We start from the raw sequence: 22,644 nt of genomic DNA, 5'->3' as shown, positions 1-22,644 counted from the left end.
GGATGGTCCGATCCCTACGACTTTAGTCTATGCGCTTTTACTGATCCGACATCAATTAAGCAAGGCAAAGACATCCGCCAGGCCATCCACCTGACGCAGGCCTCGCAACAAATTCAGCTTCCGATATGCATCAGATGCACAAGAAGTCCCAACTTGGGGCGGCACTGTCCGTTGCGATCTTCAGACGCCTTGCAACGGCAGGCAGGCCGCCGGACTGGCTGGCGCACGGCAGGATCAAGCCAAATGCCGCCGCCAGCGCAATCCGAAATCGTCCCTCAGCCCTGCAGCGCCTTGATGGCGCCCACCAGACCCTTGGTCGAGGCGTCCTGCGTGGCGGAGGCTTCCGCCTCGCCCTTCAGGATCGGCAGCAGACGGTTGGCCAGCTCCTTGCCGAGCTCGACGCCCCACTGGTCGTAGGAGTTGACGCCCCAGATCGTGCCCTGCACGAACACCTTGTGCTCATAGAGCGCGATCAGGCGGCCGAGCGTGCGCGGGTCCAGCGTCTTGTAGAGGATGGTGTTGGTCGGCCGGTTGCCCGGGAACACCTTGTGCGGCGCAAGCGCGGCAATGTCGGCGTCCGACTTGCCGGCCTTCTTGAGCTCGGCCGTCGCCTCGTCCAGCGTCTTGCCCAGCATCAGCGCTTCGGTCTGCGCCAGCGCGTTGGACAGCAGCTTGGCGTGATGATCGGCGATCTCTTCATGCGGCACCGCCGCCACCAGGAAGTCGGCCGGAATCACGTCCGTGCCCTGATGGATCAGCTGGTAGAAGGCATGCTGGCCGTTGGTGCCCGGCTCGCCCCAGACGATCGGACCGGACGCGCGCGCCACGGACGAGCCGTCCACCGTCACGCCCTTGCCGTTCGATTCCATGTCCAGCTGCTGCAGATAGGCGGCAAAGCGGCTCAAGCGCTGGTCATAGGGCAGCACCGCATGGGTCGAGAAGCCCCAGATGTTGCGATACCAGACGCCGAGCAGCGCCAGGATCACCGGCATGTTCTTGTCGAGCGGCGCAGTGCGGAAATGCACGTCCATCTCGTGGGCGCCCGCCAGGAACGCCTCGAAATTCTTGAAGCCGACGGCGATCGCCACCGGCAGGCCGATGGCCGACCACACCGAATAGCGGCCGCCGACCCAGTCCCAGAAACCGAAGGCCCGCTTCACGTCGATGCCGAAGGCCGCCACCTTGTCGAGCGCCGTCGACACCGCGCAGAAATGCGCGCCGACCGCCGCCTCGCCCAGCGCTTCCTTGATCCAGGCGCGGGCCGTGGCCGCGTTGGTCATGGTCTCGGAGGTGGTGAAGGTCTTGGAGGCGATGATGAACAGCGTCGTCTTGGGATCGAGCACCTTCAGCGTGTCGGCGATATGCGCGCCGTCGACGTTGGAGACATAGTGCAGGCGCGGCCCGCCGTCCGAATAGGGGGTCAGCGCCAGCGTTGCCATGGCCGGGCCGAGATCGGACCCGCCGATGCCGATGTTCACCACGTCGGTGAACTTGGCCCCGGTCGACGAGGCGATCGCGCCCGAGCGCACGCCTTCGGCAAAATCCTTCACCGCCGCCAGCACGGCGTTGACGTCGCCCATCACATCCTTGCCGTCGACGATGACCGGCGTGTTGGCGCGGTTGCGCAGCGCCGTATGCAGCACGGCGCGCTTTTCGGTCGAGTTGATGATGGCGCCGCCGAACATGGCATCGCGCCGCGCTGCCACACCGGCCGCCTTGGCCAGATCGATCAACGCGTCAAAGGCCGCGGCATCGATGCGATTCTTGGAATAGTCGAGCAGCATGTCGCCGAGCTGCACCTGGAAGCGATCGAAGCGCCCCTTGTCCTCGGCAAACAGCACGCGCATCGGCCGTTCCGCCAAACCGGCCTTCAGGCCTTCCAACCGTTCGAACACTGCATCGACTGCGCTTGTCATCCGAAGCTCTCCCGCCAGTGGGCCGGTCCTCCCGCCGGGAAGCCGCCACGCCCGATTATCCCAGGTGAATCTGTCTTGGTTTGCGGGCGGATATTAGGGAAGAGCCACGTGGGGCGCTAGTCCTTTCGTCTTATGCAACATCCCGTCAAATACGAGGGCAAGGCGCAAGCACCTGATCGGCTTTGTGAAAAATGCAGCGGCCGCAAGAGGTCCCCCTCCCTGCGGCCACCTGTGTGTCATGCAGTTTCGCTCACCGTGAAAGCCGCGCGCCGCCGATCCTGCCACAATTGCATGGATGGTCCGGCGCCGCCCTTTCACGCAGCATCATGCAGCGCGCGCTTCATCGCCATGAAAGGCATCTGCAGGCGCGGCAGCTCCCGGCGGATCAGGCGCGCGCGATGCGCCGCAGCCGCCATCACGCGCATATGCTCGAAGAACCAGGCATCAAAGGCGGCATGCAGCTTGTCGGTCAGCTGCACCTGCCGCCAGCCCGGCGCTTGCGACACCAGAAGCCCCATGGCCGCCGCCTCTTCCAGCACCGACCACAGCTGGCTACGCGACACGCCGAATCGCTTGGCCGTCTCCATGAGATCGAAGGCCACGCGATCGCTGCCGGTCTGCTCCCGGCTCATGAACAGCGTCAGCAAGGCCGACATGGCGCCGTCGCGGCAGGTCATCGCCAGCATTTCCGGATGCGAATACATCATGCTGCGCATTTCGTCCGGCCGTTCGGCCAGCGCGATCCGGAAGGCCAGCGAGAAGGCCAGGTCGTCACGCTCGGCCTCGGAAAAGTCGAACAATCCGAGCGGCGCCGCCGGTTCCAGCATGGTCGCCGTCCACTCCTGCTCGTGGGCCAGCATGGCATCGGTCGGCCGCAGCATGCGCTCGCGCCGATCCGTCGCCGACCGGGTGACGGCGATATAGTTGATCTTCTGCAGAAAGCTCAGATGGGCAGCCACCCGCCCGGCGCTGACGTCGGCAAAATCCTCCACCACGCGCCGCACCCGCGAGATGGTCACCGGCTTCTGGTCGATGCCGTAGACGTTGAAGGCATGCAGCAACATCACGCAGCCGAGGATCACATGCCGCTGCATGGTATTGCCCGCCTTGGCGGCATAGCCATCGAATGCATAGAGCTCCGTCACGTTCCGAGCGTAGACACTCTTGGCGCCGTGCATATCCATTGTTGCAAATCTCCAGACATCTCGCCTTACTTGCAAGATACCCTAGAGAAACCACGCACATACCGCATCACCCGACCACGGTATACGCAGTCAAAAATTGTCGGAAATCACGCCGACTTTTTCTGCTCACAGACGCCAGAACCCCATAACCATTAGGAAAATATACATTTTCTCAGAAGTCGCTTTTCCGCGAATTTTCCGGCAGTACATATTTATACGTATGATGTTTGTCCTTATCCCGGTCCCAGCACCTTCAGCGCGCCTGCATGAATGCGCAGCGACACGCTTTCGGGCAGCGGCATCAGCTCGCCGTCGATCACGCAGCGCGCCGACCGGCGATGCTTGGGAAAGTGCAATTCCACTGCCTGCGCCGTCGTCTCGCGCACCGCCGGATTGGCCTTGAAGCGCCAGAGCATCAGGTCGATGGCGAGCCGCGCCGCCCTGAGCGGCGTCAGCGGGTCGGTCAAATAGACCCCGAGATGGCCGGCATCCATCCGGTCCGGCAGCAGATAGGGGCTGGAGCCGAAGGAGTTGTTCGACACCGAGATCGCCGACACCTCCGCCGTCTCGCGCCGGCCGTTGATCTCGTGCGTCACCTCGAACACCGGCGGATCGAGCATCACGCCGAGCGAGGCCCGAAGGCTCGCCGCCATCTTGCCCAGCCGCGAGCCATAGGTCATGGCGTTTCTGAGCCGCACCATGCGCGCATGCAGTCCCGCCGAGAACTGGTGCACGAAGGGATGCCCGTCGGCGCTGCCGATGTCCACCGCCAGGGTGTTGCCCGCCGCCAGCACCATCGGCACCGCCCAGATGTCGAGCGGCAGGCCGAGCGCCCGGGCAAACAGGTTCATCGTCCCCGCCGGGATCACGCCCAGCGGCACGCCGGCCTTCCACGCTCGCCCGGCCGCCAGCGAGACGGTCCCGTCGCCCCCGCCGGCCAGCAGTGCGTCGAGCCCGTCGTCGGCCAGCGCCCGATCGATCGCGGCCGCCACATCCCTGCCGCCCACCACATGGCACGTCACCTGATGCCCGTGATCGGCAAAGGCTCCCTGAACATGGCGTGCATAGGCTGCAAGATCGGTGGTGCGGAACGTGCCGCCGTCGCGATTGAGAATGGCCTGGACTCGCATGGCGTCCTCCTCTCATCCGAAGTGTGTTGAAGATGGCGTCGACCGCTCCACTTTCCAATGGGCAGCCAACGACCCCGGCTTCACGCCCCAAAGCCCAGCAGAGATCCGGCCACCAGCAGCAGGCCGTAGCTCGCTGCCCCCGCCACCGCCGTCATCGCCAGGGCCGACAGCACCACCAGGCCGTCGCGGTTGGCGAGCGCCAGCGCGATCAGGATCACCGCCAGCGCCGGCAGCGTGTTGCCGAAGGGGATCGGCAGCGCGATCAGGAAGGCCATGGCCAGCACCAGCCAGGAGAGGCCGAAGCGCGCCAGACCGCCCGTCAGGCACTTGAGGCGCCCGGCCCGCATCCGCGTCTCGAAGCGGGCGATCCACGGCTGGCTTGTGGCCATGATCGCCTCCACCACCGGCAGCGGCAGGCGGCGACGGCCGATGAAACCCGGCAGCGCCAGCCGCTGCCGCCCCACCAGCATCTGCACGGCCACCATCATCAGACAGGAGCCGAACACCAGACCGAAGGGGCCCGGCAGCGGCACCATGGCCGCCGCCGAAAGAGCCAGCAATGTCAGGGAAAGGCCGGAACGGCCCCGATTGCCGAGCAGGTCGGCAATCGCAAGGCCGTTGTCGCGGCGCGCCTGGTCGGTCAGGCGCGCCATCAACTCCGCACTCGCGCGTGGCGCCACCGGCTCAGGCCTCCGCCCGGTCAGGCAGCGGCTCCGCCTTGCGCCGCGTGGCGATCAGGCTGACGATCACACCCGTGCCCAGGATGGCGAAGGTGATGCCGAGCGACAGCACCGGCGGAAACTTGACCAGCCCCAGGAAGTCGGCCACGAACACCTTGGAGCCGATGAAGATCAGCACGAAGGCCAGCGCCGGCTTCAGATACTTGAAACGGTCCACCATCGCCGCCAGCGCAAAATAGAGGGCGCGCAGGCCAAGGATGGCGAAGATGTTCGAGGTGTAGACGATATAGGGGTCCGAGGTGATGGCGAAGATCGCCGGCACCGAGTCCACCGCGAAGATGATGTCGGCGATCTCCACGAGGATCAGCGCCAGGAACAGCCGCGTCGCATGAAGGCGCAGGCGACCGGTCGCCGGATCAGGCTCGCGCACCAGGAACCGGTTGTCGCGCAGGCCGTCCGTCACATTGAGGCGGCGGCGCAGGAAGCGCGTCAGCGGATTGTTCTCCACATCCGGCGGCGCGTCGCCCGAGAACAGCATCTTGATGCCGGTCAGGATCAGGAAGGCGGCGAAGACGTCGAGCACCCAGGAGAACTCCGACACCAGCGTCGCGCCGAGCGCGATCATCAGCCCACGCAGCACGATGGCGCCGAGAATGCCCCAGAACAGCACCCGGTGCTGGTATTTGGCCGGAATGGCGAAATAGGAGAAGATCAGCGCGATCAGGAACACGTTGTCGAGCGCCAGCGTCTTCTCGACGATGAAGCCCGTCACATAGCTCATGCCCGCATCGGCGCCGAGCTGCCACCAGATGGCCGCGCCGAAGGCCAGGCCCATGGCGATATAGCCGGCTGACAGGATCAGGCTCTTGGAAAAGCCGACCTCGGAGTCCTTGCGGTTGAGCACACCGAGATCGAGAACGAGCAGCGTGGCAACCACGCTCATGAAGGCCGCCCACATCCAAACGGGCTTGCCCAGCCATTCAAGGCTCAGGAAAGTCAGGTCCATGCGCACATCACCTGTGCCGGCGTCTCAGCAATGAGGTCCGACATCGCAAGCTGCGCCGGCGGCAGACTGCCAGAGGGGCCCGGACCAGGGGTTCCGAACCGATATCTGGTAGGTGCTGCTCAGATTTCAAGAAGGTGAGTACAAGTCAGTGGTCGCTCGGCGCAAAGCGGAACCCGAACCGACCTCAGTCCGGCATTGCTGCGTTTTACGACGCAGCTGGTAGCGCAACCTCCGAGTATCGCATCTGGTCCAGATCGCCATAACCCAGCAGCCGACCAGCCTGCACCAGCAACTTCACACGTCGCGCCACATACAGATCATCAATGAGTTGACCAGTTGATTGCGGGATATCATTGAGCGACAGGCCAACAACAAGAGCAACCTTCCGTGGCGAGGGTACGCAGTAGTTCAAGATGATGGCATCGATCTCTTCATCAGTCATCATTCGCTCACCTCAAACTGTACAACCAGACCCTCTCCACATATCAGCGGCCACAACTCCTGCAAAGCACATCCACCGGTATACCAGCAGGATGTCCCCTCACCCCGCCACCTCGTCCACCGTCGCCAGCACCGCATGCATGTCGGCGAGGCCTGCGAGTTCGGCGTCGTGCAGGGCCTTGGCGGAGATCACGCCGCCGCCGGGCAGCGGCAGGTCGCGCGTCGTGCAGGCGGCAGGCACTACTGTCGGGAACAGGCCGAGATCCAGCGCCGCCCGCGCGGTCGAGGCCACGCAGTTATGCGTCATGAAGCCGGCGATGATGACTTCCTTGGCGTCTTTCAGGTGCTCGATCAGATCGGTATGGGCGAAGGCATTGGGGTTGGGCTTTTCCACCACCGCCTCGCCCGGCAGCGGGCCGAGCCCCTCGATGAAATCGCCGCGCCAGGCCGCGCGATCGAAGGAGCCGCCCGCGTCGCCCTTGTGCGCCACGTGGATGATCTTCGCCCCCGCCGCGCGCGCCGCTGCCAGCAGCCGCCGCCCCTCGGCAGCCGCCGCTTCCACGTCGACCAGCTTCAAGGGGCCATCGACATATTCGTTCTGATAGTCGATCAGCACCAGCGGCGTCGTCGCGAGCTTCGCCGGCAACACGGTCTCGCCGGACATCTGGATCAGGGTCTGGGCAGTCATCAAAGCCTCCTTGCGTCTTGACAATGATACGAAAACCGGCGGATCAAGCCGGTGTTTCGTATGCCGTCTTCGGGGAAACGCCGTATGACACAGGCGTTTCCCCGAAGGCCGCTTCCGGCATTGCGAAGCAATCAGCCGGAAGCCGTATGAAGACAGCATATCCCCTGCATATCCGCAGATACATCGGCAAAAATCGGACATAACCCTGCATGAATGCAGACCTGAACTGGGATGATCTCCAGCTGCTCGGCGCCATGGCCAGAGCCGGAACCCTGTCGGCCGCCGCCCGTACCCTCGGCGTCGACCAGACCACCGCCGCCCGCCGCCTCGCCCGCATCGAGGCGCGCATGGGCGAGCCGCTGTTCGATCGCATCAACGGCCGCCACGTGCCGACGCCCCTGCTCAACGAGGCGCTCGCCCCGCTTGCCGCCATGGCCGATGCCGCCCGCCTGTCCGAGGCCGCCCTGCACCGCTCGCGCGCGGAAATGCGAGGCACCGTGCGCATCTCCTCGGTCGGCCTGATCATCTCGGACATGCTGGCCCCGGCCATCGGCAGCTTCACCGCCGAGCATCCCGCCGTCGTGCTGGAGCTGATGGTCGAGGACCAGAGCGTCAGCTTCGCCCGCCGCGAGGCCGACATCTCGCTGCGCCTCGGCCGCGGGCCGGACGATCTTGCCTCCATCCGCAAGCTCGGCACCCTGCCCTTCCACCTCTACCGGCCGAGCGCCGGTGCCACCGCCGGTCGCATCGTCACCTATGACGACAGCCTGTCCGCCACCCCGGAAATGCAGCTTCTCGCAAGGCTCCGCCCCGACGCCGCCGTCGTCGCCCGCTCGAACCGTCTGGATGTGCTGATCGCCGCCGCGCTCGCCACCGGCGCCGAGGTCATGCTGCCGGACTTCATCGGCCAGGCCGATCCGCGCTTCACCGCCACCGCGGCCGACACGTCGAGCCGCGAAGTCTTCCGCCTGTCCCACCCCGACCGCGCCCGCCTCGCCGCTGTCGAAGCCGCCATCGCCTGGGTCGACGCCACCATCACCGCGGCGCTTCGTCCACCCAGTTCTCCACCATGAGCCCGGAAACTCGGTCGAACTCCCGCCGGTTATTGGTCACCAGCGTCAGCCCGAGGCTGCGCGCATGGGCGGCGATCAGCATGTCCAGCGTTCCGACCGGTGTACCCGCCCGCTCAAGATCCGCGCGGATCTGCCCGAAATGTTGCGCTGCCGGGGCATCGAAGGGCAACACGTGCAGACCCGACACAAACAACTCAAGCCCCTTGAGATTTTGCTCCGGGCGGGCGGATTTTCGCATGCCGAACTCAAGTTCGGCGAGCACGATCGTCGAAATCGCCATCTGCCCGGCATGCAGGTCGAAACGCTCAACGACGCGCCGATCTGCGGTTCGCATCACGTAAATGCAGATGTTTGTGTCGAGCATCACCCGCATCGTCAGAACCAGTCGCGCTCTTGCGGCGGCAAGTCCTCGCCCCGGGTAAAGTCGTCGGAGACCAGCGGCCCATTCTCGAAGAACTCCGTCCAGCTCTTCCCCTTCGGCACGATCATCCGGTTCGCCCCCACCTTGATGATCTCCACCTCGGTCACATCATCGGGAAAGGCCACGGCCTTGGGCAACCGCACGGCTTGCGACTTGTTCGACTTGAACAGCTTGGTCACGACCATGGCAAACCTCACGACGACAGAAGGGATATACCCAAGGGATATACCACATTTCCGCCGTCACCACCACCGGTGAAAGTGATGCACCGGGCCATGCCCCTCGCCCACCTTCAGCCGGTCGGCCGCCACGATCGCCGCGGTCACATAGGCCTTGGCCTCTTCCACGGCACGGTCGAGGTCCAGCCCCTTGGCGAGACCGGCCGCGATCGCCGATGACAGCGTGCAGCCGGTGCCATGGGTATTCTGCGTCTCATGCCGCGGCGCCGACAGCCAGCGCGGACCGCGCGCGTCGAAGAACAGGTCTTCGCTGGTGGCACCCGTGCCGTGACCGCCCTTGATCAGCACCGCCTTGGGGCCGAGCGACAACAGCTCGCGTGCCGCCACCAGCATGGACTCGCGGCTTGCCTCCACCGTCCGCTCCAGCAGCTTGGAGGCTTCCGGCAGGTTGGGCGTGATCAGCGCCGCCAGCGGGAACAGCCGTTCGCGCAGCGTCGTCACCGCCTCGCCCTTGAGCAGGCTGTCGCCTGAGGTCGCCACCATCACCGGGTCGAGCACCACCGCAGTCTGCTCATAGGCGATCAGCCCGTCGGCCACGGTGGCGATCAGCGCCGGGCTCGCCAGCATGCCGATCTTCACCGCCCCCACTTCGAGATCGGAGAACACGGCGTCGATCTCGGCCCGCACGAAATCGGCAGGCGCCTCGTGGATCGCCGTCACGCCCAGCGTGTTCTGCGCCGTCAGCGCCGTGATGACGCTGGCGCCATAGACTCCCAGCGCCGAAAAGGTCTTGAGATCAGCCTGGATGCCCGCGCCGCCGCCCGAGTCCGAACCGGCAATGGTGACCGCAATCGCCGTCATGCCCCGATCTCCCAGCCCGCGCGCGCCTTCAGCCAGGCTGCCAGCCGCGCTTCCGGATCGGCGTTGGACAGCACATCCGAGATCACCGCGATGGAATCAGCCCCCGCCTTGGCCACCGCCGGCGCCATGTCCAGCGTGATGCCGCCGATCGCCACCACCGGCCGCTTGGCGATCGCCTTCCACTCCCTGAGCTTGGGCAGACTGTCGGCCACCGCCGCCTTGTCCTTGGACACCGTCGGGAACATCGGCCCCAGCGCCACGTGATGCGGATCGACGGCCAGCGCCGTCTCGAGCTCCTCGCGATTGGTGGTGGACACGCCGAGCTTGATCCCGGCCTTGGCGATCGCCTTGAGATCCGCCCCCGGCAGGTCCTCCTGGCCGAGATGCAGCCACCCGGCCCCGAACTCCAGCGCCAGCTCCCAATAGTCGTTGACCACGCAGACCGCCCCGGCGGCCCGGCACTTGTCCAGCGACGCCTTCACTTCGTGCCGGCGCAGGTCCAGATCTTCGGTCTTGGTGCGGATCTGCACCAGCTTGAGTCCCACCGGCAGCAGCCGGTCGAGCCAGGCAGCCTTGTCGATGACGAGATAGAAGCGGTCGAGCATGTCACTTATCCTGCAAAGGGAGAAAACGGGGTGCCGAACACCGGTGTCGAGGGCACCGCCAGATCGGTCTCGGTCATCAGGCCGGAAAGAAAGGCCGTCCGCCCGGCGCGGATCGCCAGCGCGAAGGCCTCCGCCATGGCCGGCGGATCGCCTGCCGTCGCCACCGCCGTGTTGAGCAGGATGGCGTCATAGCCCCATTCCATCGCCTGCGCCGCCTGGCTCGGCGCACCGATCCCCGCGTCCACCACCAGCGGAATCTCCGGGAACGTCTGGCGCAGCAGCTTGAGCGCAAAGGGATTGTTGAGCCCCTTGCCCGTGCCGATCGGCGCACCCCAGGGCATCAGCACCCGGCAGCCCGCCTCGATCAGCCGCCCCGCCACCACCTGATCGTCAGTGGTATAGGGGAACACTTCAAAGCCCTGCGCGGAGAGTTCGCGCGCCGCCTCCAGCAGACCGAACACGTCCGGCTGCAGCGTCTCGTTGTCGCCGATCACTTCCAGCTTGATCCAGGGCGTGCCGAACACTTCGCGCGCCATTTCCGCCGTCTTGATCGCCTCGCGCGCCGTGTGGCAGCCGGCCGTATTCGGCAGCACGGTAACCTCCAGCGCCTTGATCAGCTCCCAGAAGGCGTGCCCGGCCTTGTCGCCGCCCACCGACTCGCGCCTCAGCGACACCGTCACGATCTCGGCACCCGATTTCAGCACGGCATTGCGCACATGCTCGGGCGAGGGATAGCGGGCCGTGCCCAGCATCAGCCGGCTTTCGAAGCTCTTGCCATAGAATGTCAGCATTGCCTCATCCTCCCTGCCGCGGGCTGACGATCTCGATGCGATCGCCGGGCCTGATCACCGTTTCACCACGCTGGCCGCGCGGCACGAAGTCATTGTTGAGCGCCGTCGCCACCACGGTCGGGTCGAACGCGCGCTCCGTCACGAAAGCGGCAAGATCGGCCGCCTCGGTCTCGATCTCTTCACCGTTGAGAAGGACGCGCATGGATCACCTTGGTCGCTTGCATGTAGATGACGCGGACGAGATCCTCCGCAATGCCCGGCGCCAGCAGCCAACCGTGCCGGTAAAGCCCGTTGACCGCGACGATGCGTTCGCCCACCGAGATCACCGGATTGTTGTCCGGCAGCGCCGGCCTCAGGCCCGCGTTGAACTCCAGCACTTCCGCTTCCGCAAAGCCCGGATGCAGCGCATAGGCCTGCGTCAGCAGCTCGCCCGCCGAGCGCAGCGTGACCACATCGCCGCGATCGGACTCCACCGTCGTCGCCCCGATCATGAACACGCCATTGGCGCGCGGCACCACATAGAGCGGATGGCGGTGGTGCAGGAGCCGCACCGGGCGATTAAGGGAAACGTCATGGCTGCGGATCAGCGCCATCTCGCCCTTCACGCCACGCAGTTCCTTGAAGCGATCGCGCGCGCCCATGCCGCGCGAATCGACCACGCGCCCGGCCGGCAGGCTGTCCAGCACGCCCACCCAGCCGAAATGGAACTTCACCTTCAGATGGTCGAGCGCCTTCTTGAGCCGCGTGAACGTCACGCGCGGATCGAGATGCCCCTCGTTCTTGTAATAGAGCCCGCGCGCATAGTGGCCCGACAGCGCCGGCTCCAGCTCGGCCAGCTGATCGCTGTCCACCCGCTCGAAGCCCTCGGTCTGGTCGGCGAATTTGTCCAGCATGCCTGGGTCGCGCCGGCCGGCGATCACCAGCGTGCCGTCCACCTTCACGCCCTCGACCAGCGTCGGCCACAGCTCGATGGAGCGGCGGCCCAGTTCCACCACCGTCCCATCCGAGGTCTCGCCCTCGCATTCAGGCGCCAGCATGCCGCCAGCCTTCCAGCCCGCTGAGGCCGAAAAGTCGTCGGCCCGCTCGTAGATCGCCACCTTGAGACCGGCCCGCGCCGCCATCAGCGCCGTCACCAGCCCCATCGGGCCGGCACCCACCACGGCCAGATCCACCATGTCGCGGTTTCGTGGAATTGCATCCAGCATCCAGCACCATCGATCGTCAGGATCCGGGCAGGATGGAGGAGTTTCGCGCGCGACCAGGCCGCGCTGACGTCCCTCCGCCGGCATGACCCGGATCAGGTTCTAAGGGTTCGTCTCAGCCCTCAAGGGCGCCCCTCGTCGGATCGATGTTATGCGGGTGATTTCAGGCGCATGTCAACGGCATTGGAGCGCGCGCTAACACTCACCCCGGCGTTCCCGCCTCATTGGCCCGCGCCTTGGCGGCCAGCAGCCCCAGTTGCCGCTCGCGCCAGATCACGAAGCCGCCCGAGGCGATCACGATCAGCGATCCGATCACCACCGTCAGCGTCGGCAGATCGCCGAAAACCAGATAGCTGAACAGCACGATCCAGATCATGTTGGCATAGTCGAAGGGCGCCACCACCGACGCTTCGGCCAGCCGATAGGCCTGCGTCATCAGCACTTGCCCGACGCCCCCCGCCAGCCCCGCCAGCACCATGATCGCCGCATCCATCGGGCGCGGCACCAGCCAGCCGAAGGGTATGGTGGTCAGCGCGAACACCGCCGCCGAGGAGGAGAAGTAAAATACGATCGCCCCGGTCGTCTCCGACGCCGTCAGCTCCCGCACCGTCACCATGGCGAGCGCCGCAAACACCGCGGACGTCAGCACCAGCGCGGCCCCGATGGCGCGGGCACCGCTCAGCCCCGCCTCCAGCGCGGTGATCTGTTCGGACAGCACGATCATCACGCCGACAAAGCCCACCAGCACCGCCGTCCAGCGATAGATGCGCACCTTCTCGCGCAGGATCAGTGCGGCGAACACCACGCCGAACAGCGGCCCCGAATAGCTGATCGCTGTCGCATCCGGCAGCGGCAGATAGGAAATGCCCATGAACCAGGTGAACATCGACACCGTGCCCACCACCGCCCGCCGCACATGGCCGAGCGGATTGTCCGTATGCAGCGAGCCGGGAAACTCCCCGCGCCACATCAGATAGACCAGCACCGGGATGATGCCGAAGAAGGCGCGGGCAAACAGCACCTCGCCCGCCGGCACACGCGCCGATACGAGCTTGATCAGCACCACCATGACCGAGAAGGAGAGCGTGGAGGCGACCTTGAGGCTGACGCCGGCAGCGGAGGGGGACATGAACGAGGCGGGCTCCGAAAAGAGCTTCGCTTATAAGCTCGATTCGCCGTCAGCCAACGCCGCCCCGATCACTTTTTCGACAGCGGCACCGTCACTCCAGGCTGATCAGGCGCTTGCGCGCTTCCCAGATGCTCTTGGCCCGCGCCGCATGCCAGCCGAGGCAGAAGCCGATCGCCCGTTCCGTCCGGCCATTGTCCTCAGTCTCAGGATGCATGCCGTCCAGCATCACATGCGCCATGTGAATGTCGTTGAGCGTGCCGAGCACATCCTGCGCCGCCTTCACCGCCGGCAACAGGTCCTTGCGCACCGCTTTGCCCAGCACCGGCAGGAAGAAGTCGACGGTATAGCGCAGCGCCTTGAACTTCTTGCGCAGCTCATGCCGCTCGTCCGGCGACAGTCCGTCGGGATCGGCACCCATGCGCGCCACCTTGGCCTTGAGCCGCCGCACGGCGTCACCGGCAAAGGTCTCGATCGGTTCCACCATGCGCAGGCTCTGGCCGATGTCCACCGACGACAGCCAGCCGCGCCCTTCGGTAAAGGCCACCAGGTCGATCAGGAAGGCGCCCGTCCGTCCGTCGGTCACCGCCGCGTCAAGCCGCGCATGCGCCTCCGTCCGCTTGGCGTCCAGCATGTCCAGGATGCCGCCCATGTCGGCTTCGGCCGACAGCGGCGCCACCAGCTCTTCCATCATCACGTCGAGGTCGCGCACCGCGCCCACCTCCGTCGCCAGCCAGCGCGCATCCTCCTTGATCCGCGTCACCTGTTCGCGCGCGATCACCTTGGAGAACACCGACAGCACGCTTCTCAAGCGGCGCAGCCCCACGCGCAGCTGATGCGGCCCCTCCGGGTCGCGCCCGGTCCGCACCGCCACCAGATTCGCCGAAATCTGCGCCACGCAGGAGCGCAGCATGGTCTGCAGCGCGCTCTCTACCGAATCGTCCGGATTGAGGTCGATGGCCGACGCAAACACCGGCTGCCCCAAAGGCTCCAGCGTTCCGTCCACCAGCGCAAAGCCGAGATCGGATTTGGTGCGGGTCGAGAAGGTGAAAGGCAGGCCCTTCAGCACGCCCTTGGCAATGTCGAACAGGGCGCGCCGGTCTCCCGACACCAGCTCGAACTCGGCTTCGATCACCGGCGCGTGCTGCTCACCGGCACTCACTTCGCCATTGTCGATCGAGAAATCCACCACATCGCCGTTGCCATTGGTGATCCGCCACAGCCGCCGCGCCATCTTGATGGTGAAGGTCGGCAGCAGTTCGGAGGCCCCCAGCACGTCCACAAGGCGCGCGCGCATCATCTCGTCGGTGAAGCGGCTGATGTCGGGCACCTGCCCGCCGTAGACCACCGTGTGTTCGGGCCGATCGGCCATGCCCAGCGAAAACGAACCGCCGGCCTTCACCGTCTGCTCGCCACCGCGACCGGCACGGCGTATGCGCAGGGAGATATTGTTGGCTTTCAGCAGGCGATCAGCCGTGTCGAAATAGGTCGTCGTCAGGCGCTTCTCGCCGATGCGGACGACGTCATGGCCTTCCAGCGCCTTGAACCGCGAGAGCTTCTTCATGCCATCCGCATCGATGACGAATTTGAGCTCCGCTTCCACCGCGTTCGACATAGCCTGATCACCCTTGCCCTTACGGCCATCCGCGGCCGGTCAGCGCCCACCAGTCACCAGATCGTCTTGTCACAAACAAGCAGCCTGCAGCCAAAACTCATAGTATCACACTATTTTTGCGACAGAAATTTTACAGTTCCAGCGAATTGCTTCTCGATGAACAAAGCTCCCGCAAGGACGCGGCCCTACACCTCATTCGCCCGCCGAACCCATTGGACAGATAAGCATACCTCCGTATTTTGCACAGTATCTGACCATCCGGAAAAAAAACGGACTTGCCAATTTTCAAAATGTCGGTTCCGATACGGCCACGCCCGGCGGGAGGCATTGGCAGAACAATCAAATCCACCGCCGCACGTATTTGACGTGAACGCCGTATATCGGCATCAGGGGAGTGCTCATTCATGAAACTCGTATCCCGTCTTCTGGCGGCGACCATGCTCGTCGCCGGGCTCGCTGGAGCCGCCAACGCCAAGACGCTCGTCTATTGCTCCGAAGGCAGCCCGGAGGGTTTCGACCCCGCGCCTTACGCCGCTGGCACCACCTTCGACGCCTCGTCCAAGCCGGTCTACAACCGCCTCACCGAATTCGATCGCGGCACCACGTCGGTCGTCCCCGGCCTCGCCGAGAGCTGGGATGTGTCGGCTGACGGCACGGTCTACACCTTCCACCTGCGCAAGGGCGTGAAGTTCCAGACCACCGACTATTTCACCCCGACGCGCGACTTCAACGCCGACGACGTGATCTTCTCCTTCGACCGTCAGAACAACAAGGATAATCCTTGGTACTCCTACGCTGGCGGCACCTGGGAATACTGGGTCGGCATGGACATGCCGACGCTGGTCAAGTCCATCGAGAAGGTCGACGACTACACCGTCAAGATGACGCTGACCAAGCCGAACGCCCCGATGCTGGCCAACCTTGCAATGGACTTCGCCTCCATCGTCTCCAAGGAATATGCCGACAAGCTCGCCGCCGCCGGCAAGCAGGCCGACCTCAATCAGCTGCCCGTCGGCACCGGCCCGTTCACCTTCGTCGCCTATGAAAAGGACGCCGTCCTCCGCTTCAAGGCCAACCCGGACTATTGGGGTGGCAAGCAGGCCATCGACGACCTCGTCTTCGCCATCACGCCCGACGCCTCGGTTCGCATCGAGAAGCTGAAGGCCGGCGAGTGCCAGGTTGCGCCCTATCCGAACCCGGCTGACATCGAGGGCCTCAAGGCCAACGACCAGATCCAGCTGATGAGCGCCGCCGGCCTCAACATCGGCTACCTCGCCTACAACACCATGATGAAGCCCTTCGACGACGTGCGCGTCCGCAAGGCCCTCAACATGGCCATCAACAAGAAGGCCATCCTCGACGCCGTCTATCAGGGCACCGGCCAGATCGCCAAGAACCCGATCCCGCCGACCATGTGGTCCTACAACGACAACGTCCAGGACGATCCGTATGATCCGGAAGCGGCCAAGAAGCTGCTCGCCGAAGCTGGCGTCAAGGACCTCTCGATGAAGGTCTGGGCGATGCCGGTGGCTCGCCCCTACAACCCGAACGCCCGCCGCATGGCTGAGATGATCCAGTCCGACTTCGCCGCCGTCGGCGTCAAGGTCGAGATCGTCTCCTACGAATGGGCCGAGTATCTGAAGCGCGGCCAGGACAAGGCCCGCGACGGCGCTCTGCTCCAGGGCTGGACCGGTGACAACGGCGATCCGGACAACTTCCTCGCCGTCCTGCTCGGCTGCTCCGGCGTCGGCGGTTCCAACCGCGCCAACTGGTGCAACGACGCGTTCAACGCCCTCGTGACCAAGGCCGCTGAGACGACCGACGTTGCCGAGCGCACCAAGCTCTATGAGCAGGCTCAGGACGTGTTCAAGAAGGAAGCCCCGTGGGCGACCATCGCGCACTCCACCACCTACCTGCCCATGTCCAAGGCCGTGCTGAACTACAAGCTCGACCCGCTCGGCTCGCACCGCTTCGACGGCGTCGACATCGCTGAGTGATGACGTGAAGCCGTAACGACAAGAAGGCCCCGGAAACGCACGTTTCCGGGGCTTTTTCAATGAAGTGTTCGGGAGGGACGTCTTGCGTCCCTTTAGGCGCCCACAATCCAGTGATGAGAGCGCAGGACATCAAAGGCGATCTCGATCTGTCGCTGAGAGAATCGCTGCTTGCGCTTGTTCCAAGCATGGACCTTTTTCACGGCATCATCCGCCGATCGGGCATTCTCTCGGGTTACCACCCAATGAACCGTTGCCAGTAACTCAAGACCGAACGGTGTTTCGAAACCCTCCACAAGTCGTCCAACGCGGTTAAAACGACGCCGCGTTTCACTATCTTCTGCCAAAAAGGCTTCTGCATCACTCACAGCACCTGGCACGAGTTCAAGCTGCTTTTCGGGAGCGTCACCGCCGTCGTGATAGCCGGAAACGAAGTGACCTTCGATCTTGGTCAAGACATGCCGAAGATTGTCGGCGTACGGGCCATAATGGTGTTTCATGTAATTCAGACGAAGAGGCTCGCCCGCCTCCTGCATGAAGTACATCAGCTTCTGTACTTCTATCAGCGTGACGAACGGATCCATTAATCCGCCGAGATACCGGTTCATCAACACCACAAGTGCGGCGCGGCCCGCCGTCATATTTGGAACTTCGCGTGATTTGGTGGCTGCGGGCGCGCTGTTCGGTTCGAACACGATCACTTGAAGGTCATTGAGACCGCGCAGGGCTTCGACGATGCGCGGGCGCACGTCGACCCAGTTGAGGCCGCCGAGACCGCTGCCCAACGGCGGAATCGCGATGGATCGAATGCCGCGGATGCAGATCTCTTCGACCAGCGCCTTCAGCCCTGAGTCAATGTCCTCCATCCGGCTCTTGCCCCGCCAGTGACGTTTGGTCGGGAAGTTGATGATGAACTTCGGGTTGGTCAGCGTCCGCGTCTCGAACACGAACATCTTGCCCGGCTGCACCTCTTCGCGCGCGCAGGCGGCCTCGTAAGCCTTGAAATTCTCCGGGAAGTCGTTCTTGAACTGAAGGGCGATGCCACGGCCCATGACGCCGACGCAGTTCACCGTGTTGACGAGCGCTTCCACGTCCGCCTGCAGGATGTCGCCTGTTGTGAATTCAATCATCGCCATCCTCCCTCAATAGTACCATTCTCTTCGTATTTCGATCCTCGGCCGATGCGCTGCGCCTTGCATCGCATCCGAGACCCGCGCCACGATCCCCTGCGAATGCACGCCGATGCGATCCACGAGGTGCCAGGGGAACGCCTGTTCGATCAGGAACTCCGCCTGCTTGCCTTCCTTGATATCTGCCGGGCGGAAATCCTGCGCCGCCACCGCGGCCCAATTGATCTCGCCAAGCTTGTCGATCCCAGTCCGGAACTGGGTATAGACCGCACCGGCATTCGACAATGACACTGCCCACCGCCGACCATTCGCGGCAGCCCATTGCGTCACCGCGTGCAGATCGGCCTCAAGATGGACGATCGGCTGCTGCCCACCCCGATAGGCAAGTTCGGGATGGTTGGCGCAATGGATCACATACAACATAATCGAACGCGAACAAAAATAGAACGGGACAAATTGACCAACTGTTAATCCGGCATGGCAAGTCACTTGTAACTTTAATCGGCGCTGCTTGATGCTGCTCATGCCGATCACTGTGCCGCCCCGACGTTGCACCATCACCGCGTCTGACCACAGACAACCGTCCGCGACGATCGACGCAAGATTGTCGACATGGACGATGTGGTAGATTTTCGGGTTGTCGGGAACGAGCATCGTCTGCAGGCGACCTCCTTGTGTAGAGTGCCCTATAACATGCCTTGCAAGCATGCAGTGATTCTGTTCCACACGCTATGAAGCATCCGCCCTAAGTAGCTTGCGCAAACTAACGAGCCCCCATGCCCATCCGCCCCTTCGTCCCCTCTGATACCGCCGCCGTCGCCGCGCTCTGGCACGCCACCTGGCACGAGGCGCATGGCGCGCTCTTCTCGCCCGAGATCGTGGCCATGCGCACGCCTGAGACCTTCCTCAAACGGCTTGCCCCGCTCGCCGCTGGCATTCTCGTCGCCGAGATCGACAATACTGTCGTCGGCTTTGCCGCGCTCGAACACAACGAAGTCGACCAGTTCTACGTCGCCCCGTCCGTCCGCGGCACCGGCCTCGCCGCCACCCTGCTCGCCGCCGCCGAGGCGGAACTGGCCCGTCGGGGCGTCGCCGACGCCGTCATCCAGTGTACGACCGGCAACACCCGCGCGTATCGTTTCTATTCCAAGAGTGGATGGAGCGATTCCGGCATTGCCAATCTTCCTATCTGGATGCCAGATAGCCGAATGATTAAGCATCCGACCCACGTGCTTAAAAAGCGACTGATACGATAGCTGCAGTTCCGTCAGGCCGCGGCGGAAGGGGTGAGTTCGTGCGATGGTGTTGAGCGTCCTTTTGGGCACGCCAACACTGAAGCGCAGACATTCGCGCCTCGAAGCCCGGCATCACGAAAGTGCAGCAATAGTAGTAACCATACCGGACACAGTTCCCTCATGATCGGTTTTCTCCTGCGCCGCCTCGGGCTGCTCATTCCCACTTTCATCGGGGTCAGTCTGGTCGCCTTCTTCTTCATCCGCATGCTGCCGGGCGACCCCGTGTTGCTGTTGGCCGGCGAGCGCGGCCTGTCGCCGGAGCGCTATGCGGAGCTGATGTCCGCCTTCGGCTTCGACCAGCCGCTGTGGAAGCAATACGGCCTCTATATCTGGGACTTGCTGCACGGCGACTTCGGCACGTCCATCTCCACCAAGAAGCCGGTCTTCACCGAGTTCTTCACGCTGTTCCCGGCCACGCTGGAACTGTCGATCTGCGCGGTGATCTTCGCCACCGCCCTCGGCATCCCCGCCGGCGTGATCGCCGCCGTCAAGCGCGGCTCGGGCTTTGACCACACGCTGATGTCCACCGCGCTGATCGGCTATTCCATGCCGATCTTCTGGTGGGCGCTGCTGCTCATCATCGTCTTCTCTTCCGGCCTCGGCTGGACCCCGGTGTCGGGCCGCATCTCCCTGATGTTCTTCTTCCCCAAGGTCACCGGCTTCATGCTGATCGACAGCCTGCTGTCCAGCCAGAAGGGCGCCTTCCTGTCCGCCCTCAGCCACCTGATCCTGCCCACCATCGTGCTCGGCACCATCCCGCTGGCGGTCATCGCCCGCCAGACCCGCTCGGCCATGCTGGAGGTGCTCGGCGAGGACTACATCCGCACCGCCCGTGCCAAGGGCCTGTCGCCCGTCCGCGTCGTCGCCATCCACGCCCTGCGCAACGCCCTGATCCCGGTCATCACCACCATCGGCCTGCAGGTCGGCACGCTGATGGCCGGCGCCATCCTCACCGAGACTATCTTCTCCTGGCCCGGCATCGGCAAGTGGATGGTCGACAGCATCTTCCGCCGCGACTACCCCTCCGTCCAGGGTGGCCTCGTGATGATCGCGCTGATCGTCATGATCGTGAACCTCGTCGTTGACGCGCTCTACGGCCTCGTCAATCCCAAGATCCGGCACCAGAGGTGAGCCCCATGACCGCCGTTTCCGCGCCCACCCGTCCGAGCCAGCTCAAGGAGTTCTGGCGCTATTTCTCCGAAAACCGCGGTGCCGTCGCCGGCCTCGTGCTGTTCGTCGCGCTCGTGCTCATGGCCGTCGCCGCGCCGATCGTCGCCCCCTTCGACCCGGACCAGCAGTTCCGCGACAATCTGCTGGCCCCGCCGATGACCCACGGCGCCGCCGGGCTCTTCGTCCTCGGCACCGACGCGCTCGGCCGCGACATCCTCTCGCGCCTCATCTTCGGCGCCCGCTTCTCGCTGTTCATCGGCGTCGTCGTCGTGTCCATCTCGCTGATCGGCGGCATCGTCATCGGCCTCGTCGCCGGCTTCTTCCGCGGCATCGTCGATATCGTCATCATGCGCGTGATGGACGTGATCCTCGCCTTCCCCTCGCTGCTCCTGGCGCTGACGCTGGTGGCTGTGCTGGGTCCGGGCCTCGTCAACGCCATGATCGCCATCGCCATCGTCGCCCAGCCCCATTACGTGCGCCTCACGCGCGCCGCCGTCATGGCCGAGCGCGGCCGCGACTATGTCACCTCTGCCCGCGTCGCCGGCGCGGGCGCCCTGTGGCTGATGTTCGTCACCATCCTGCCCAACTGCATGGCGCCCCTGATCGTGCAGGCCGCGCTGTCCTTCTCCGGCGCGATTCTGGACGCCGCCGCCCTCGGCTTCCTCGGCATGGGCGCCCAGCCGCCGACCCCGGAATGGGGCACCATGCTGGCCGAAGCGCGCGAGTTCATCACCCGCGCCTGGTGGGTGGTCACCTTCCCCGGCCTTGCCATCCTCATCACCGTGCTCGCCATCAACCTCATGGGCGACGGCCTGCGCGACGCGCTCGATCCCAAGTTGAAGCGGAGCTGACATGGCGCGTCTGCTGTCGCTTTTTCTGAGCTTGAGCCTGATGTTGGTCGGCACCGCCCTCGCCGACGACAAGGTGCCGACCTTCGACGCCCAGAGCCCGAAGTCGGTGGCCCTTGCCATGCAGGACCTCGGCTACAAGGCAGAGCTTGACCAGAACGACAATGGCGAGCCCATCATCCAGGGCCGCATTGCCCGCGCCAACTACACGATGATCTTCCAGGGCTGCACCCACAAGAAAGACTGCCTGCACATCCTCTTTCTCGCCTGGTGGGACGTCGACACCAAGACCGACCACCTGCCCGCCGTCAACGACTGGAACCGCGACCACGTGATGGGCCGCGCCTTCCTCAACAAGGACGAGGACAGCATCGGCTTCGATTTCGCCCTCGCCACCGTTGGCGGCATGACGCGCGATACCTTCGCCGACAATCTGCAATGGTGGGGCGACATCCTCGGAGACTTCTACCAGTTCCTCGACGAAAACGTCTACGGCGGCCCCCCGCCCGACACGGCCGACGACAACTCGAGGGACATTTGAGCCATGGTGAGGCAGCGCGTCACATCGGGGGGCCGTGAATGCAGAACCTGACGGCATGGCTCGGGCCGGCTGTCATCGCGGCCCTCATCTCAGGACTTGTTCAGATCATCAGCTGGAGCGCTGGCGAGCGGCGAGATCGGCGCGCAGAGAGCCGCCGTCGTGCCGAACGCATGGAGGATCTTCAGGTTGCTCTGGCGGCAGAGATTCGCGCGCACCTCAACTACATCGGCACGGCGCCCGAACAGCTGGCCGAACTCAAGGCCGACACGCTCCGACGCATGGCTGACGACGGTGCCTTCACGCCTTTCGTGCCGCGCATGTCGGATCAGGTCGTGTTCCAGAACATCGTGAAGGACATTCACGTCCTGCCTGTACAAGCGATCGACCCGGTCATACTCTACTACAAGCAGATTGGCGCCATATCCGCATTTGTCGAAGACTTGCGCGACGACACCTTCAAGACCCTTGATGTTGCTCGCAAATCGGCAATGTACGCTGACTACATCCGCCTGGTCGAACAGGCGAACACTTTCGCCCGGGATGCCCTGGTGGCTCTCGAACGCAATCCCAATCCTAGTAGCTCGGACGCGGACCTGTTGGCCCGGCAATGGGCTTAGGTGGCACCGGTGGTGTGTTCGGAACAGGTGTGCCCGGTCGTGGAGACGAGACCTTGATCATGTGGAAGTCCTTGCTGACCGATAGCGGAAGGCATCAAATGACGCGTGGCAATTTTATACCGGAGCTTCAG

The 22,644-nt window shown here is 64.4% G+C and carries 25 protein-coding genes and 1 riboswitch; of the genes, 7 read left to right on the top strand and 18 right to left on the bottom strand.

Annotation, left to right across the window (positions count from 1 at the left end):
- Window positions 1–275 precede the first annotated feature (275 nt).
- From pgi to L2I41_RS05515, 7 genes are all read right to left on the bottom strand, one after another.
- Complete coding sequence (pgi, locus tag L2I41_RS05545) at window positions 276–1,916, bottom strand: glucose-6-phosphate isomerase (RefSeq protein ID WP_255720120.1); 1,641 nt, start codon at window positions 1,914–1,916, stop codon at window positions 276–278.
- Between the two features lie 314 nt (window positions 1,917–2,230).
- Window positions 2,231–3,100, bottom strand: coding sequence for a hypothetical protein (locus L2I41_RS05540; RefSeq protein WP_237152514.1), 870 nt, complete (start codon window positions 3,098–3,100; stop codon window positions 2,231–2,233).
- A gap of 233 nt (window positions 3,101–3,333) precedes the next feature.
- Entirely contained in the window at window positions 3,334–4,230 is an 897-nt protein-coding gene (locus tag L2I41_RS05535) for a diacylglycerol/lipid kinase family protein (protein WP_237152513.1), read from the bottom strand.
- An 80-nt stretch (window positions 4,231–4,310) separates the two neighbouring features.
- Window positions 4,311–4,910: an exopolysaccharide biosynthesis protein gene (locus L2I41_RS05530; RefSeq protein ID WP_237152512.1), complete on the bottom strand. Its 600-nt coding sequence runs from the start codon at window positions 4,908–4,910 to the stop codon at window positions 4,311–4,313.
- A gap of 4 nt (window positions 4,911–4,914) precedes the next feature.
- The gene (locus L2I41_RS05525) at window positions 4,915–5,916 is read right to left on the bottom strand and encodes a TerC family protein (protein WP_237152511.1); all 1,002 of its coding nucleotides are present in this window, start codon (window positions 5,914–5,916) and stop codon (window positions 4,915–4,917) included.
- A gap of 205 nt (window positions 5,917–6,121) precedes the next feature.
- Entirely contained in the window at window positions 6,122–6,358 is a 237-nt protein-coding gene (locus L2I41_RS05520) for a DUF3658 domain-containing protein (protein WP_237152510.1), read from the bottom strand.
- Between the two features lie 99 nt (window positions 6,359–6,457).
- Window positions 6,458–7,045, bottom strand: a complete 588-nt coding sequence (locus tag L2I41_RS05515; protein WP_237152509.1) for an isochorismatase family protein — start codon at window positions 7,043–7,045, stop codon at window positions 6,458–6,460.
- A gap of 209 nt (window positions 7,046–7,254) precedes the next feature.
- On the opposite strand from L2I41_RS05515, the gene L2I41_RS05510 reads away from it, so the two are divergent.
- The gene (locus L2I41_RS05510) at window positions 7,255–8,118 is read left to right on the top strand and encodes a LysR family transcriptional regulator (protein WP_237152508.1); all 864 of its coding nucleotides are present in this window, start codon (window positions 7,255–7,257) and stop codon (window positions 8,116–8,118) included.
- On the opposite strand, the gene vapC is transcribed toward L2I41_RS05510, so the two are convergent.
- The 9 genes from vapC to L2I41_RS05465 form a co-directional block, all read right to left on the bottom strand.
- Window positions 8,081–8,491 carry a type II toxin-antitoxin system tRNA(fMet)-specific endonuclease VapC gene (gene vapC / locus L2I41_RS05505; protein WP_237152507.1) on the bottom strand — a complete coding sequence of 137 codons (411 nt, stop codon included), beginning with the start codon at window positions 8,489–8,491 and terminating at the stop codon, window positions 8,081–8,083. The genes L2I41_RS05510 and vapC overlap by 38 nt on opposite strands.
- Window positions 8,492–8,493: 2 nt before the next feature.
- Complete coding sequence (gene vapB / locus L2I41_RS05500) at window positions 8,494–8,724, bottom strand: type II toxin-antitoxin system VapB family antitoxin (RefSeq protein WP_237152506.1); 231 nt, start codon at window positions 8,722–8,724, stop codon at window positions 8,494–8,496.
- 57 nt (window positions 8,725–8,781) lie between these two features.
- The gene (gene thiD / locus L2I41_RS05495) at window positions 8,782–9,579 is read right to left on the bottom strand and encodes a bifunctional hydroxymethylpyrimidine kinase/phosphomethylpyrimidine kinase (RefSeq protein ID WP_237152505.1); all 798 of its coding nucleotides are present in this window, start codon (window positions 9,577–9,579) and stop codon (window positions 8,782–8,784) included.
- A complete protein-coding gene (locus L2I41_RS05490) occupies window positions 9,576–10,184 on the bottom strand; it encodes a thiamine phosphate synthase (RefSeq protein ID WP_237152504.1) in 609 nt (202 codons plus the stop codon). Before L2I41_RS05490 ends, thiD begins: the two co-directional genes overlap by 4 nt.
- 5 nt (window positions 10,185–10,189) lie before the next feature.
- The gene (locus L2I41_RS05485; protein ID WP_237152503.1) at window positions 10,190–10,975 is read right to left on the bottom strand and encodes a thiazole synthase; all 786 of its coding nucleotides are present in this window, start codon (window positions 10,973–10,975) and stop codon (window positions 10,190–10,192) included.
- 4 nt (window positions 10,976–10,979) lie between these two features.
- Entirely contained in the window at window positions 10,980–11,177 is a 198-nt protein-coding gene (thiS, locus tag L2I41_RS05480) for a sulfur carrier protein ThiS (RefSeq protein WP_237152502.1), read from the bottom strand.
- A complete protein-coding gene (locus L2I41_RS05475) occupies window positions 11,155–12,150 on the bottom strand; it encodes an FAD-dependent oxidoreductase (RefSeq protein WP_237152501.1) in 996 nt (331 codons plus the stop codon). Before L2I41_RS05475 ends, thiS begins: the two co-directional genes overlap by 23 nt.
- Window positions 12,151–12,232: 82 nt before the next feature.
- A riboswitch (TPP riboswitch) is annotated at window positions 12,233–12,323 on the bottom strand.
- Between the two features lie 56 nt (window positions 12,324–12,379).
- Window positions 12,380–13,306, bottom strand: coding sequence for a DMT family transporter (locus tag L2I41_RS05470; RefSeq protein ID WP_237152500.1), 927 nt, complete (start codon window positions 13,304–13,306; stop codon window positions 12,380–12,382).
- Between the two features lie 91 nt (window positions 13,307–13,397).
- Window positions 13,398–14,918: a CYTH and CHAD domain-containing protein gene (locus L2I41_RS05465; RefSeq protein WP_237152499.1), complete on the bottom strand. Its 1,521-nt coding sequence runs from the start codon at window positions 14,916–14,918 to the stop codon at window positions 13,398–13,400.
- Window positions 14,919–15,322: 404 nt separating this feature from the next.
- On the opposite strand from L2I41_RS05465, the gene L2I41_RS05460 reads away from it, so the two are divergent.
- Window positions 15,323–16,915, top strand: a complete 1,593-nt coding sequence (locus L2I41_RS05460) for an ABC transporter substrate-binding protein (RefSeq protein WP_237152498.1) — start codon at window positions 15,323–15,325, stop codon at window positions 16,913–16,915.
- A 92-nt stretch (window positions 16,916–17,007) separates the two neighbouring features.
- Here L2I41_RS05460 and darG read toward each other — a convergent pair whose 3' ends face one another.
- Window positions 17,008–18,042 carry a type II toxin-antitoxin system antitoxin DNA ADP-ribosyl glycohydrolase DarG gene (darG, locus tag L2I41_RS05455; protein ID WP_237152497.1) on the bottom strand — a complete coding sequence of 345 codons (1,035 nt, stop codon included), beginning with the start codon at window positions 18,040–18,042 and terminating at the stop codon, window positions 17,008–17,010.
- A 12-nt stretch (window positions 18,043–18,054) separates the two neighbouring features.
- A complete protein-coding gene (gene darT, locus L2I41_RS05450) occupies window positions 18,055–18,696 on the bottom strand; it encodes a type II toxin-antitoxin system toxin DNA ADP-ribosyl transferase DarT (protein WP_237152496.1) in 642 nt (213 codons plus the stop codon).
- Window positions 18,697–18,818: 122 nt separating this feature from the next.
- Here darT and L2I41_RS05445 point away from each other — a divergent pair, with 122 nt between their 5' ends.
- The 5 genes from L2I41_RS05445 (at window position 18,819) to L2I41_RS05425 (ending at window position 22,513) form a co-directional block, all read left to right on the top strand.
- Entirely contained in the window at window positions 18,819–19,298 is a 480-nt protein-coding gene (locus L2I41_RS05445; protein WP_237152495.1) for a GNAT family N-acetyltransferase, read from the top strand.
- 159 nt (window positions 19,299–19,457) lie between these two features.
- On the top strand, window positions 19,458–20,468 hold the full coding sequence (locus L2I41_RS05440; protein ID WP_237152494.1) for an ABC transporter permease subunit: 1,011 nt from the start codon (window positions 19,458–19,460) through the stop codon (window positions 20,466–20,468).
- Between the two features lie 5 nt (window positions 20,469–20,473).
- Window positions 20,474–21,358 (top strand): ABC transporter permease subunit, encoded by an 885-nt coding sequence (locus tag L2I41_RS05435; protein WP_237152493.1) that lies wholly within the window; start codon window positions 20,474–20,476, stop codon window positions 21,356–21,358.
- Between the two features lies 1 nt (window position 21,359).
- Window positions 21,360–21,896, top strand: a complete 537-nt coding sequence (locus L2I41_RS05430) for a YbjN domain-containing protein (RefSeq protein WP_237152492.1) — start codon at window positions 21,360–21,362, stop codon at window positions 21,894–21,896.
- 38 nt (window positions 21,897–21,934) lie between these two features.
- Window positions 21,935–22,513 (top strand): hypothetical protein, encoded by a 579-nt coding sequence (locus L2I41_RS05425; RefSeq protein ID WP_237152491.1) that lies wholly within the window; start codon window positions 21,935–21,937, stop codon window positions 22,511–22,513.
- The last annotated feature ends 131 nt before the right edge of the window (window positions 22,514–22,644 follow it).

Source organism: Oryzibacter oryziterrae (genome assembly GCF_021864535.1).
GTDB lineage: Bacteria > Pseudomonadota > Alphaproteobacteria > Rhizobiales > Pleomorphomonadaceae > Pleomorphomonas > Pleomorphomonas oryziterrae.
The sequence above is the reverse complement of the archived record's forward strand: the minus strand, read 5'-3'. Positions and strand labels throughout refer to the sequence as shown.